Below are 13,147 nucleotides of genomic sequence, written 5' to 3'. Positions count from 1 at the left end.
AAACGGTATTATTACGACTCACACGATCAGTTGAAGGCCCATCTCCATCGCTTTGTGATGGCTTATAACTTCGCCAAAAGACTAAAAGCTCTCAAAGGCCTAACACCCTATGAATACATCTGCAAAATCTGGAAAAATGAGCCAGATCGTTTTATCTTTGATCCATTCCAGCACACCGTGGGACTAAACAGCTATCTGCTTGTTCCTCTAATGAAATCTACCACAATAACTTCAGCAGTTGTGTGGTGACAGCTCAAAAATCATGTGAATCTTATTCTATTCAACAGCACAACAAGGAAACAAATCAGGAATATTTGCTCGGTTTTGTCGAAATTGATGATCAGGGGCAACTTCGTAACCGTGCACAAATGCAGGCACTGCTGAATGTGTTGTACGCACTAGCTTCAAAAGAAAGCCTGTTAATCAATGTTTTTGTTCATGGCTGGCATCATAATGCCAGTCCAGGTGATACCAATGTAGAAAGTTTCAAACACAGTCTGGCCGAGCTAAGTAAGGTTGAGAATCAACTGCATCATTCTGGCAGAACGCCGCGCAAAGTCGTGGGTGTTTATGTCGGCTGGCGCGGAGAATCAATTGATGTACCGTTGGTAAAAGATGCTACTTTCTGGGATCGCAAGAATACGGCCCATGAAGTGGGATATCTTGGTATGACTGAACTGTTATTGCGATTGGAAGAGATCCGTAATGTCAAGAATACTCAGGAGCCACCGGTAAAAAGTCGTCTTGTGGTCATAGGCCATAGCCTTGGTGGAGCCGCAGTTTATAGTGCCACCGCCCAGATTCTCGCCGATCGCTTTGTCAACAGCGCTGGCAACAAGAACTATGTCGGTAATGCGGAAGGGTTTGGGGATCTTGTGGTCTTGCTCAATCCAGCCTTTGAAGCGCTCAAATATGCACCTCTTTATGATCTGGCACAGGCACGCTGCAGCTATTTCCAGAATCAACCGCCACGGTTGGTTGTTTTGACTTCTGAAGCTGATTATGCGACCAAATATGCTTTTCCTGCCGGCCGGATTTTCTCAACCCTCTTTGAAACTCACGGCACAATCAATCGTAATGATTGCAACCTGCCACTCTCCTATAGCGAAGGCGCTGCAGATCGCCAGACAGTTGGCCATTTCGAACCTCTGCAAAGCCATGAATTACATCCCATCAGCGCAAGCATGGAGCCGGCTTATGATCAAGCCAAAACGATCTGGGAGAGTCAGCTACCAGAAGGACTACTACAATTTGGCAGAACAGAATTGACAAGTCTGAGGCGCACAGTAATTCACAATCCCTACCTGAATGTAAAAGTCGATAAGCAACTGATTGCGGGCCATAACGATGTGTTTCGCCCCGAGATCATGGAATTCATTCGCATGTTGATTGTTGTGTCTACTGCAGAATAAAACGCTCCCCGGAAGCCTGCATGCAGCAAGTATCGTACGCAGCTTTATCCATCAGAATCCAGAAAATATCAGAAAGAGCCTCTGCTACAGTGCCTGAAATTGCTGTTCGTACTGGTCGGCTTTGGATAGATCGCCTGCTTTCCTGGCTGCTTGTGCTGCAAGTGAGATCCCATTACGACGATTGGGTGTGCGTTGCAATGAGGTTTCCAGTTCCTTTAGTGCTGCTTCCGGTTGATTCATTGTCAGCAATAACTCTCCGAGTAACTCACGAGCTGGAATAATAGAGCCGGGTGTGACATTGTCTTTTTCAGTTGAATCCTCCAGATCAGCCGACGCACGCATCAGTTGCAGCGCTTCTTCAGATCGATTTTTTGCAGCTGCAATCCAGGCAGCAACAGCCAGTCGCTGAATTTCAATTTGACCAGCAGTGTAATCCTGATGTGCTGCATGATCGTAATCACGCAATGTCTCCAATCGTTTCAGGCTTTTTTCTGCTTCAATTATATTGCCAATTCTGGCGGCACCCATTCCTTTAGTAAAGTGGGTAAGCGCTTCACACCAGCCGAATTGCTGCCACGGAAAATCCGTTGGATGAACGTGATTATCATCAGCGATCGCTGATCCGATCCACAGCAAAATTGCAAAGGTAAAAACACGCCTAAATGTTGTCATCGCATATCTCCAAAAATAGTGCTGTCCGACAAAGATAAACAATTGGAATGGAATGACATTAAACAGCAGCCAGAAAATGTGTTACTTCATCCAGATCACGAGTGCGTTTCATTGGTGGCAGACTTTGCCAGATTCGTTTGCCATAGGGTTTGGATATCAGACGCGGATCACAAATCATCAATACTCCCCGATCATACTCATCCCGTATCAACCGACCAGCACCCTGTTTTAAATTGATAATAGTATGTGGCAGCTGGTATTCCATAAACGCATTACGACCTTCCTGCGTATATTTTTCGATGCGGGCAGATAATACCGGATCATCTGGTGAGGCAAAAGGTAGCCGGTCAATGATTACCAGTGAAAGTGCGCGGCCGCGTACATCCACACCTTCCCAGAAAGATTGGCTGCCCACCAGGACGGCATTGCCCAGTTTACGAAATTGATTCAGGAGGGCAGAGCGGGTTTCTTCTCCTTGCAGTAATAACGGATATTCGAGTTGCTCCTGCTCGAACGCATCCTGCAGTAACTCATGGATCTGCTGCATGTTGCGCAAACTGGTGCATAAAATGAATGCTCGCCCACGGCTGGCCTTAATCACCGGCAACACTGCCTGGATGATGCTCTCGGTGTAATTCGGTGTATTTGGATCAGGCAACTGAGTCGGCACATAAAGCAGTGCCTGATTAGGGAAATCAAACGGGCTATCCCAGCTGGCGGTTTTGGCTTCAGCCAGCCCCATCATTCGATTGTAATGGGAAAAATCCTTTTTGACTGATAGCGTAGCAGAGGTAAAGATCCATGCACGTGCTGTGGTATTGAGCTGCCTGCTGAATGTTTCTGCGATAGACAAAGGCGTGGTATTGAATTGCAAGCTTTGGCTGTAGGTCTCAATCCAGCTGATAATTTTGCCGGATTCGGATTGCTCGTGCCATTGTCTGATTTTGTTCAGAATAGCTTGTGCTCGCAGCCAGCAGTTTTGTAATTCTTGAGAACGAACAGCCTGGGTTTCAAGCAAATCAGCCAGTTGTACCAGTTTTTCCTGTAGTACTTGCCGCGCCTCACTGAATCCAGGCCGCTGTGCGGCGGTTGCGAAGGAGAGGCGCGCATGCTTTTCAGTGATTGTCGGCAGGATATCCAGTGCAGCTTTTTCTGCCGCAGCCAGCGCATCAAACAATGGTGTAAATTCCCGCGCAACGAGTAGAGCCTCGGTATGGATATCACGCACCAGAGTCACTATCTGGCCAGTGCTGATTGATTCACCAAAAAACAGGCTGGCCACTTCCGGTAACTGATGTGCTTCATCAAATATCACGGTATTACAAGCGGGCAGTAACTCGGACAATCCTTCATCACGCAGCATGACATCCGCAAAGAACAGGTGATGATTAACGACAATCATATCTGCCAACAATGCATGTTTGCGCGCTTCCATAACAAAGCATTGTCGGTAATGCGGACAATCTGATCCCAGACAGTTTTCCCGCGTGGAAGTAACATGCTGCCAGATGGCCGCCTGTTCTGGTACCTTATCCAGCCCGCTTTTATCACCGTGGCTGCTGGTATTGGCATACCGTTTAATCAGATTGAGATGTTTTACTTCAGTACGGTTAGCAAAGTGAGCGTGATCCGAATTCAATGTGCGTTCAAGATGATAATGGCAGATATAATTGGCACGTCCCTTTAATAGTGCAACCGTTACCGGGACTTTCAGCGCAGCACGTATAGTTGGGATATCACGCTGGAAAAGCTGATCCTGCAATGTCTTGGTACCGGTGGATAAAATAACTTTTCCTCCCGACAATAACGCCGGCACCAGGTAGGCAAAGGTTTTTCCTGTGCCTGTACCCGCTTCGGCAACCAGAATTTCCTGGTTCTCTATTGCGTGTGCGATAGCTTGTGCCATCTCCAGCTGCTGGGTGCGTGAGCGATAGTCTGGTATATTGCGGGCGAGCAAGCCATTAGATGAAAAAATGGTGCTCAATTCAGGCATCAAATCGGACATTGGAACAATCGAGTTATACAAAGAATTAATCAAAATATGTGGAAATGTCCTTCTTTGACGTATTTCCTGCTTTAAAGTGTAACTGTGTTTTTACCTGGATATATCCAAAATCACCAGCAACCAGACCTTTGTTCCGATTATCCACCCGGGATAATTACCGGATAATGGTGCCTTTATTAAAAGACATCCAGAAAAAATCCATTTAAGTCCTGGTCCTGAATGAGTCTTCTGTCAAAATTACATTTAATACTGTACATCTGCTTGTTGCTGCTGCCGCTTCGATTCGTGAATGCGGAGCAATTATCCGGATCAGGCGAATCTCAACCGGTTCATATTGAAGCAGATCGGATCGATGGGCATTATCAGCAGGAAATTGAGGCAACCGGCAATGTGCGGATGCGTCGTGGTGATCAGACATTATCAGCCGATCACGTTAAATATTATCAGGATACAGAAGATGTGGAGGTGAAAGGTAATGCGCTGCTTGAGCGCCCTGACGATACGCTATGGGGTACCTTCCTGCAGATGAATCTACAGACCGATATTGGCGAGTTGCGTGATCCTCGCTACGCTCTCAAGGGTGGAAATGGGCGGGGCAGCGGGAGCCTGCTGCTACTAGAAGGAGAAAATCAGTACAGAATCAAGAAAGCGCGTTATACCACTTGTCCGGAAGATAATCATGACTGGTACATTTTGGCGGATGATCTGGAAATAGATAATGAAAAAAAAGTAGGAACTGCACGCCATGCTTCAATCCGGTTCAAGGATGTGCCGATTCTTTACCTACCGTGGATGAACTTTTCCTTCAGCAAGGAACGAAAAACCGGCTTTCTGTCGCCTATTATGGGTAACACAAGTAGAAGCGGAGTCGAAGTATCAGTTCCTTTTTACTGGAATATTGCACCCAATTATGATGCCACGATTACGCCGCGCCTCATGAGCAGGCGTGGTGTCATGCTGGATAACGAGTTTCGCTACATCGGACAGGGACTCGGTGGTCGTTTACAGTTTGATTATTTGCCGAATGATCTGGTAACCGATACAACGCGCTATGGCTTACAGTTTAATCACTCCCAATTTCTTGGATCTGGGTGGTTTGGGGCGTTGAACTACAACCGGGTATCTGATCACAATTATTTCCGGGATCTGGGTAACAATATTCTGTTTACTTCTCAAGTCAACCTGCTGCAACAGGCAACGGCAAGTTATTTCAGTGAACTGGGCCGCAATGGCATGCTCACATTCAGTACACTTATGCAACAATTTCAGACAGTTCAGGACCCCAGGGCGCCTATTATTTCACCCTTCAAAATCCTGCCACGATTCACACTGAACGCAGTGAAAAGTAATGTCTATGGTCTGGATTTCGACCTTGCCAGCAGTTTTACGCACTTTTCTCACCCGACATTACCGCATGGTTTACGTTTTACAGCATTCCCCAGTGTTGCTTTGCCACTAGAAAACTCCTTTGGTTTCATTCGGCCACGGGTGGGGCTGCACTACACAAAATATGATTTGAATACACCAGCCTTTCCAGGCACAAATGATAAGCATCCTGACCGATCTGTGCCGATATTCAGCCTGGATAGCGGCGTGGTACTGGAGCGTGATATGACATTAGGGGGTGGGAATTTTATTCAAACCCTGGAGCCACGCGTTTTTTATACCTATATTCCATACAGAGAACAGCGGCTGTTACCCAACTTTGATTCGGCAGAAATGGACTTTAGTTTTGCCCAGCTGTTCATGGAAAAAAGGTTTAGTGGTGAAGATCGAATCAATGATGCCAATGAAATTACGCTGGCAATGAGTTCACGCCTGATTCATTCAGCGACCGGTAATGAACGCCTGCGCTTTTCTGTAGGGCAAAGAATTCGTTTCAGCGATCGCCGGGTCTTGCTAACCTCACCCCAGGTCACAAGGGCAGGATCCGATTTTATTGCAGAACTTTCCGGTAGTCTTGCACAGCATGTCAAGACTGACGCAGGGATACAGCTTAACCAGAATAACCTGCTGATAGAAAAAATTCGTACCGGCATCAGCTATAACCCGGCCCCAGGTCAGGTTATAAACGCTGGCTATCGTTTTACCAGGGATGTTCTGGAACAGGTTGACTTGTCTACTCAGTGGCCTTTCCTGAAAAGATGGCAGGGCTTTGCCGCTATCAATTATTCTTTGAAAAATGACAAGCTGCTTGCCGGCCTGCTAGGTCTTGAATATAACGCCTGCTGCTGGTCACTGCGCCTGGTAGCCAGCCGCTTTACGACGGCAACACAAAAAACCTCAACCAATATTTTCGTTCAACTGGAATTGAACGATTTAATGAGAATCGGTACCAATCCGATACGTGTGCTGCAACAGAGTATTCCAGGTTACGTAAGGACAGACTTGCAATGATCCGATTAAGCCAGTTTATACAGTCAAAGTTTGGAAAGTTCGCATTGATCGGAGCTTTTACCACTATGTGGGTGGTAAATATTTCTGCACAAAATTTCCATCCCGGGAACGACATCAAGCCAATTGATCGTATTGTGGCTGTGGTTAATGAGGAAGTGATCACCCAGCAGGAAACTAATGAGCTGCTGCAAAATACAATCCAGCAATTGCAGAAACAGAATATACAGTTGCCTAGCATGGAGGTTCTGGAGAAACAGTTATTGGAACGCCTGATCATCAAACGAATACAACTGCAACGCGCCAAGGAAGTCGGGTTATCTGTTAGTGACAACGATCTTGATCAAACCTTGCGCCGGATTGTTCAAGATAACCACCTTACCATGGATGAGTTCCGGCAGGTGCTTTTGCAGGAAGGAACTAATTTAAGCCTATTCCGGGATGAAATTCGCGATGAAATTTTGATGTCCCGACTGAAAGAACAGGAAATAAACAGCCGTGTCAATGTAACCGAGAGTGAAATCGATAACTTTCTGGAAAATCAGGCTAACTCACCGGCGGCTAACGAAGAGTATCGCATCGCGCATATCCTGGTGCAGACTTCAGAACAGATGGATGAGGCACAGATCAATACACGCCACAAACGTGCCGAGGCAGCCTATGAAGATCTTAGGCAAGGCATCAGTTTTGCACAGGTATCTGCTGAATATTCCGATGCAACGGATGCGATGCAGGGAGGTGAGCTGGGCTGGCGCCCACTTGGCCAGATAGGTTCACCCTTTGCTGAATTGCTGTTGCAAATGCAACCGGGAGAGATTACTCCTGTGGTACGCAGCCCGATTGGGTTTCATATTCTTAAGTTGCTCGAACGCCGACAACAGGAAAAGTCGGTAACAATCATTGAACAGACGCATGCACAGCATATTTTAATCAAGGTCAGTGAAATAATTTCTGAAGAAGACGCGCACCAGCTAATTGATCAAATCATGGAACGCATTCATAACGGGGCGGATTTTATGGAGATGGCCAAGGCGCATTCGGAAGATGCCAGTGCATCTGCCGGGGGAGATCTGGGTTGGGTTTCTCCAGGAGATACCGTGCCTGAGTTTGAACAAGCGATGAATGCATTGCTGCCAGGGCAAATCAGCCAACCCGTGCGCACATCTTTTGGCTGGCATCTGATCAAGGTCATTGAGCGGCGCTCACAAGATGTAAGCGAGCAGAAACAGCGTGAAACAGCGCGCAAGACTATCCATGCACGCAAAGCAGATGCCGTTACGCAGGAATGGTTGCAGCAGCTCAGAGATCAGGCCTATGTGGAATATAAAGTTGAAGGCATCTGAGCGAATGTACAACAATGATGAAGTGATCTTTTTTACAGATAGGCTTGATTTACTGGCTGGATCTTCAATATGACAATTGCTTCCATCCCAAGATTGGTGGTAACTGCCGGTGAACCCGCTGGTATCGGCCCGGATTTAAGCGTGCAAGTCGCACAACAGGATCTGCCTTATCAACTGACAGTTATCGCTGATCGCAACGTATTGGAACAGCGTGCAGAAAAACTGAGATTACCTTTGCAGGTATTGGAAGTTGATTCGATAGACGATTTGCCTTGCCTGCCGCCACATAAAGCGGGGTTTGTACATGTACTGCATGTGCCCGTCAAAAACCCGGTGGTAACAAGTCAGCTGGATGTTGGCAATGCAGCTTATGTACTGACAACATTACAGTTGGCGGTAGCAGCCTGCAGCACCCGCAAGGCCGATGCCATAGTCACGGCGCCGGTACATAAAGGCATTATCAGTGAATCAGGCATTCCATTCTCCGGGCATACTGAATATCTGTCAGAGTTGACAAACAGCCATGCCGTTATGATGCTGGCCGGTGCCGGTATGCGCGTTACTCTTGCCACAACCCATTTGCCGCTTAAAGATGTTCCTGCTGCGATTACGCCTGAGCGACTGGAACAAAAGTTGCGTATTATTCATCATGATCTGGTCACACGGTTTGTAATTAAAAATCCGTGCATTGCCGTGGCAGGACTGAATCCTCACGCTGGAGAATCCGGGCATCTTGGCCGTGAGGAAATCGACATTATTATTCCAGTGCTGACAAAACTGCGTAATGAAGGGATGAATCTGTTGGGTCCGCTACCGGCGGATACTCTGTTTAATCCTCCCAAACTCAAGAAATATGACTGCATCTTTGCCATGTATCACGATCAGGGATTGCCGACACTCAAACATGCCAGTTTTGGCCATGGTGTGAATATCAGCCTTGGAATGCCCATTATTCGCACATCAGTGGATCATGGTACGGCGTTGGAGCTGGCCGGAACTGGACAGGCCGATCCTGGCAGCATACATGCTGCCATTGAAATGGCGTTGACGCTCGTCAGGAACACCAGAAACAACTCTCTGCAGGCAAACCAACAATCTGAGAATTAACATGCGGCATATTCCCCGCAGGCGTTTTGGCCAGCATTTTCTGGTTGATCATCACATCATCGCCGAGATCATTCACATCATTTGTCCACTACCAGGCGACCGAATGATTGAAATCGGGCCCGGATTGGGTGCATTAACCCAGCCTTTGCTGAATAATCTGGACACGCTGCAAGCCATTGAGCTCGACCGGGATATCGTTGATTATCTGTCCCGAAATTATGCTGAGAAGCTGGTCATTCATAATGTCGATGCTCTGAAATTTGATTTTTCTGCGCTGGGAGAGGGGCTGCGAATTGTTGGGAATCTGCCTTACAATATTTCCACGCCACTATTGTTTCATCTGTCCCGATTCAGCAATCTGATTATCGATATGCACTTCATGTTGCAGCTTGAAGTGGTGGAGCGCATGGTGGCACAGCCTTCCACGCCGGATTACGGGCGTTTGTCGCTGATGCTGCAAAACAGGTTCGAAATGGAACAAATGCTAATCGTCCCCGCAGAAGCGTTTAATCCACCTCCGCGAGTCCAGTCTGCCATTGTATGTATGCGCCCAAGAGTGGTACCAGTTATTCCATTTGGGCTGGAAAAACTGTTTGGTGAGATGGTCTTGGCTGCATTTTCTCAACGGCGTAAAACACTGCGTAATACACTGCGTCATTATCTGACTATCAAGGATTTTGACCAGCTGAGGATTGATCCGGGGCTGCGGGCAGAAAATTTATCGCTTGAGCAATATTCAGCAATTACCCGCCACATCCATAAAATCAGATAAGAGTAGTTTGCTTATCTTTATGTTCATGTTCAAGCAGCCACTCCTTGCGGTGGATACCGCCTCCGTACCCCGTTAGTTTGCCGTTGGCGCCAATGACGCGATGACAGGGAATAATAATGGAAATAGGGTTACGACCGTTTGCCATTCCTACCGCACGTGCAGCTCTGGGCAGATGAACGTGCTCGGCAATATCTTTGTAACTAACTGTCTTGCCATAAGGAATAGAGGTTAATGCCTGCCAGACCATTTCCTGAAAAGGGGTGCCAGTTGCTTTGAGTGGCAAATCAAATTCATGCAGTTCCCCGGAAAAATAAGCATTTAACTGGGCAATAGCTTCTTTGAAAGGGATAGCATCTGTATTCTGTAGCCAGCCATCTTTCATGCCGGATAACAGTTTCTGAGCTTCCTTTTCCATATATAACCCAGTAAGAAATTCACCATCACTCGTGAGCAACAACGGATCAATGGGACTTTCCATAATGATGTAATAATTCATTGCTTGCTCTCCTTGTAGGATTATCATGTAATCAGACTATACTTAATAGCGCTATTTTCTCATTCTCCTGCACACTGATGCCATAAGTGAATCGCACCATATGCACGCCAAGGTTGCCATTTTTCAGTACGACGCAACAGTTCGGCCGGTTTTTCCATCCGCAATCCGCGTAACAGACCGAGATCTGAAGCTGGAAATGCATTGGAGTCCCCCAGTGCCCGTATTGCAATGTATTGAGCAGTCCAGGGGCCAATCCCCGGCAGTTCCAGTAGTTGTTCGATTATTTTGTTTCGATCGATTGACTCAGGTTTCAGTGCGCCATTCACGATAGTTTGTGCAAATCGCTGAATAGTCAGAGCTCGCCGCCCAGTCAGACCAATATCGATGAGGGCTTGCAGAGAAGTGTCGGCGATGAGCTCTGCAGGCGGACTAGTACGATCCAGCCCCGGGAAAGGGGTGTCCACTGGCTTACCAAAGGTTGCAACAAAGCGGCCAAACAATGTAGTGGCTGCCTTGACGGTTATCTGTTGCCCCAGTATTGCGCGTAGACCCAGTTCAAAAATATCCAATGTTCCGGGGATACGCAGACCGGGATGATTGGCAATCAGCGGCTTTAATATGTCGTCATTTCCCAGATGAGCTTCGATTATTGCCGGATTAGCGTCCAAATCAAATAGACGGCGTAGATACATTTGCAACCGGATAAGACAAGGTAATAAAGACCGTGAGGCTTGCACATATATCTGATGGCGCTTTGTGTCATGTTTTGCAGTAACCCAGCCCTGACATCCATCAAGATTTACTGTTTGCAGATAGTTGCCATTCTGTATCTGACTCAAGCGTAGATTACTGCGACTACAGAGAAAACGGATTAAGGCATTCCATGCCAGCGGTGGGCGATAACTCAGCCGTAACAAAATAGTAGTTTCCTCGTTGACCGGATATTTCTTGCGTAGGGATAATGGATTTAACCGGTATCTGGATGTAAAGGTATCGCTAAAATGGGGAACACTTGGAAAACCACAGGTGTGCGCTATATCATTTATTTCCAGAGTTGTATCCGTGAGTAATTGTTTAGCCAGCAACAGACGCTGGGTTGTTTCCAGCTCAGTCGCGTTTACGCCATATTCACGTTCAACGATCTGGTGGAATTGATATGACTGCAGCCCAAGCTCATCCATCAATGTTTCGATATTATTGTGCATCAATAATCCCATCCGGATTCGTTCTGCTGTCGACTGAACCTCGTATCCGATTCCACTTGTTCTGAGATTGCCCGGTGCAAGTTCAGGCCGACAACGCAAACAAGGACGGTAACCATCCTGCTCCGCACGTGCTGCGCTAGAATAAAATGTACACCAATCTACTTGTGGCAAACGTGCTCGACAAACGGGACGGCAATAAATCCGTGTAGTGGATACACCTACAAAAAACAAACCATCAGAATTAGTGTCGCGCGCCTGAAGTACCGCATAACAACGTACAGAATCCAAAGGACGAATGTTCACGAGAGGGCTGCCATGAAGAAAGTTGCGGGAGTAAGAAACGCATTATTATTCCCTTTTTCCAGATTTATTTCTTTAATTTAACATAATGCAAATTATACGAAATAAGATGCTCATGCTCGCAGCATGAAAACACACAAGGAAACGCGTTATGTCAAATCAAAAAACCCGCTACGGCGGTCTGTTCTGTGTGCTTATCAACAGTTCCTTTTCAAGCTGGCTCGTCAAGGCTATGGAACGACTTGGTTTCAGCAGTTTTTGGGTCAATTTCTTCCTGTGGTTGCCGTGTCGACTGGCCATGTTTGAAATCAAACTTGAGTATGGTTCTCTGGAGAACTTCGTTAACCGTTCTTCATCATTACCACGAGACCGAGAGCGACCGCCTGAACGATGAGCGTAGCGACCGAGTGAAGAGCGGTAGCTCTCGGGTCGAGAAAATACTTTACGTCCCAGTAACACGTAAAGTTAGTCCCATTTTTGGGACTTTTGGTCATTCCAAAAAACACTCTGAAATGCACTTCTGTATTGAGTTTCAGCGTTATGCGTATGTTCTATTTGCTATTGCGCACGGTTTCAATGGGTTTGAGGCCTTTCGGGAGGAATTCCGATGACATATTTTAGCGTTCAGGAAGTAGCTGATTTCCATGGAATCACTACTCAGCGTGTCCGCCGTTTGCTGTCTGAAGGTCGGATCAAGGGATTCAAGGATTCTCGCAATATCTGGCAGATTCTATCCCCCCCTGACATTCGGCCGCCCCGTGAATCGGGTTTTCATCGTTTCCGTCTCAAATTTCGCAAGGGAGATGGAAATGCGTAAACGTCGCTACAAACGCAAGCCTTACAAGCCCGTGAATTACGACACCATTCGGGAAACAAGGCTGCTGGCGGGTCTTACCCGGCAACAGGTTGCCGATATGCTTCGGGTTTCACTGCGTTCTGTTCAGTACTGGGAACGCGGCCTGGTTCACATGCCTTATGCCGCGTTCCGGCTTCTTCGCATCATGACGGGCTATGAGTTGCCCGGTGACTGGAAAGGCTGGATGTTACTGCGTAACAAACTGATTTCTCCTGAAGGCAAAACCTTTACTCCCGGTGATCTCTACCCTCTCAACTGGATGATCGACAAGGCTCGCATGTGGGACAAGGAATACCGTCGTCGTGTCAGTTCTGGATCAACTGCGCTGGTACCGTTTGCGTTACCCGGTAATGCGTGGCGCGGCTGGACGTGTCATGACGGCCGTTTGCTCTCTCCCGATGGTATGAACCGCCCCGGGTTTTGAGGAGGCTCCACTATCTGAGAAGATGGAGCCATGAACAAATCAAATAAATATTCCCCCGAAGTAAGGGCGCGCGCAGTCCGTCTGGTGCAGGAACACCGCAGTGAGTATCCCTCGCTGTGGTCGACGATTGAATCCATTGCGCCGAAGATCGGCTGTTCAGC

At 47.3% G+C, this 13,147-nt stretch carries 12 protein-coding genes and 2 pseudogenes; 10 read left to right on the top strand and 4 right to left on the bottom strand.

The window, feature by feature from the left end; translation table 11 throughout:
* Both C8R14_RS13825 and C8R14_RS11895 read left to right on the top strand, forming a co-directional pair.
* Positions 1-249: pseudogene (locus C8R14_RS13825) on the top strand (hypothetical protein); the annotation flags it as partial.
* Positions 246-1,412: an esterase gene (locus C8R14_RS11895; protein ID WP_011634288.1), complete on the top strand. Its 1,167-nt coding sequence runs from the start codon at positions 246-248 to the stop codon at positions 1,410-1,412. The pseudogene C8R14_RS13825 and the gene C8R14_RS11895, both read left to right, overlap by 4 nt.
* Positions 1,413-1,496: 84 nt before the next feature.
* Here C8R14_RS11895 and C8R14_RS11890 read toward each other — a convergent pair whose 3' ends face one another.
* Both C8R14_RS11890 and yoaA read right to left on the bottom strand, forming a co-directional pair.
* Positions 1,497-2,084 carry a tetratricopeptide repeat protein gene (locus C8R14_RS11890; RefSeq protein ID WP_011634289.1) on the bottom strand — a complete coding sequence of 196 codons (588 nt, stop codon included), beginning with the start codon at positions 2,082-2,084 and terminating at the stop codon, positions 1,497-1,499.
* A 58-nt stretch (positions 2,085-2,142) separates the two neighbouring features.
* A complete protein-coding gene (yoaA, locus tag C8R14_RS11885) occupies positions 2,143-4,077 on the bottom strand; it encodes a DNA repair helicase YoaA (RefSeq protein ID WP_041353748.1) in 1,935 nt (644 codons plus the stop codon).
* Positions 4,078-4,308: 231 nt separating this feature from the next.
* Between yoaA and C8R14_RS11880 the strand changes: the two genes are divergently transcribed.
* The 4 genes from C8R14_RS11880 (at position 4,309) to rsmA (ending at position 9,705) form a co-directional block, all read left to right on the top strand.
* Positions 4,309-6,486 (top strand): LPS-assembly protein LptD, encoded by a 2,178-nt coding sequence (locus tag C8R14_RS11880; protein WP_011634291.1) that lies wholly within the window; start codon positions 4,309-4,311, stop codon positions 6,484-6,486.
* A 65-nt stretch (positions 6,487-6,551) separates the two neighbouring features.
* The gene (locus C8R14_RS11875; protein WP_011634292.1) at positions 6,552-7,826 is read left to right on the top strand and encodes a peptidylprolyl isomerase; all 1,275 of its coding nucleotides are present in this window, start codon (positions 6,552-6,554) and stop codon (positions 7,824-7,826) included.
* Between the two features lie 69 nt (positions 7,827-7,895).
* Positions 7,896-8,933, top strand: coding sequence for a 4-hydroxythreonine-4-phosphate dehydrogenase PdxA (pdxA, locus tag C8R14_RS11870; protein ID WP_011634293.1), 1,038 nt, complete (start codon positions 7,896-7,898; stop codon positions 8,931-8,933).
* Position 8,934: 1 nt separating this feature from the next.
* Entirely contained in the window at positions 8,935-9,705 is a 771-nt protein-coding gene (gene rsmA / locus C8R14_RS11865; RefSeq protein WP_011634294.1) for a 16S rRNA (adenine(1518)-N(6)/adenine(1519)-N(6))-dimethyltransferase RsmA, read from the top strand.
* Here the strand turns inward: rsmA and C8R14_RS11860 are convergent.
* Both C8R14_RS11860 and C8R14_RS11855 read right to left on the bottom strand, forming a co-directional pair.
* A complete protein-coding gene (locus C8R14_RS11860) occupies positions 9,698-10,201 on the bottom strand; it encodes a methylated-DNA--[protein]-cysteine S-methyltransferase (RefSeq protein WP_011634295.1) in 504 nt (167 codons plus the stop codon). The two genes, rsmA and C8R14_RS11860, sit on opposite strands and share 8 nt — an antisense overlap.
* 59 nt (positions 10,202-10,260) lie before the next feature.
* Positions 10,261-11,709 (bottom strand): DNA-3-methyladenine glycosylase 2 family protein, encoded by a 1,449-nt coding sequence (locus C8R14_RS11855; protein WP_082211251.1) that lies wholly within the window; start codon positions 11,707-11,709, stop codon positions 10,261-10,263.
* Between the two features lie 148 nt (positions 11,710-11,857).
* Between C8R14_RS11855 and C8R14_RS11850 the strand changes: the two genes are divergently transcribed.
* The 4 genes and pseudogenes from C8R14_RS11850 to C8R14_RS11840 all read left to right on the top strand — a co-directional run.
* Positions 11,858-12,100 (top strand): hypothetical protein, encoded by a 243-nt coding sequence (locus C8R14_RS11850; protein ID WP_011634297.1) that lies wholly within the window; start codon positions 11,858-11,860, stop codon positions 12,098-12,100.
* Between the two features lie 213 nt (positions 12,101-12,313).
* Positions 12,314-12,523: a helix-turn-helix domain-containing protein gene (locus C8R14_RS13615; protein WP_041353480.1), complete on the top strand. Its 210-nt coding sequence runs from the start codon at positions 12,314-12,316 to the stop codon at positions 12,521-12,523.
* Positions 12,516-12,986, top strand: a complete 471-nt coding sequence (locus C8R14_RS11845) for a VC1465 family Xer recombination activation factor (protein WP_011634298.1) — start codon at positions 12,516-12,518, stop codon at positions 12,984-12,986. Before C8R14_RS13615 ends, C8R14_RS11845 begins: the two co-directional genes overlap by 8 nt.
* A 30-nt stretch (positions 12,987-13,016) precedes the next feature.
* Positions 13,017-13,147: pseudogene (locus C8R14_RS11840) on the top strand (IS3 family transposase); the annotation flags it as partial.

This window comes from Nitrosomonas eutropha, from assembly GCF_003201195.1.
Taxonomy (GTDB): domain Bacteria; phylum Pseudomonadota; class Gammaproteobacteria; order Burkholderiales; family Nitrosomonadaceae; genus Nitrosomonas; species Nitrosomonas eutropha.
This window is presented reverse-complemented; position numbering and strand designations above follow the sequence as displayed.

Bases quoted from the DNA above. Each gene is read 5' to 3' on its own strand.
- C8R14_RS11890 (WP_011634289.1), bottom strand. From the start codon at position 2,084: ATGACAACATTTAGGCGTGTTTTTACCTTTGCAATTTTGCTGTGGATC.
- yoaA (WP_041353748.1), bottom strand. From the start codon at position 4,077: ATGCCTGAATTGAGCACCATTTTTTCATCTAATGGCTTGCTCGCCCGC.
- C8R14_RS11880 (WP_011634291.1), top strand. From the start codon at position 4,309: ATGAGTCTTCTGTCAAAATTACATTTAATACTGTACATCTGCTTGTTG.
- C8R14_RS11875 (WP_011634292.1), top strand. From the start codon at position 6,552: ATGTGGGTGGTAAATATTTCTGCACAAAATTTCCATCCCGGGAACGAC.
- pdxA (WP_011634293.1), top strand. From the start codon at position 7,896: ATGACAATTGCTTCCATCCCAAGATTGGTGGTAACTGCCGGTGAACCC.
- rsmA (WP_011634294.1), top strand. From the start codon at position 8,935: ATGCGGCATATTCCCCGCAGGCGTTTTGGCCAGCATTTTCTGGTTGAT.
- C8R14_RS11860 (WP_011634295.1), bottom strand. From the start codon at position 10,201: ATGAATTATTACATCATTATGGAAAGTCCCATTGATCCGTTGTTGCTC.
- C8R14_RS11850 (WP_011634297.1), top strand. From the start codon at position 11,858: ATGTCAAATCAAAAAACCCGCTACGGCGGTCTGTTCTGTGTGCTTATC.
- C8R14_RS13615 (WP_041353480.1), top strand. From the start codon at position 12,314: ATGACATATTTTAGCGTTCAGGAAGTAGCTGATTTCCATGGAATCACT.
- C8R14_RS11845 (WP_011634298.1), top strand. From the start codon at position 12,516: ATGCGTAAACGTCGCTACAAACGCAAGCCTTACAAGCCCGTGAATTAC.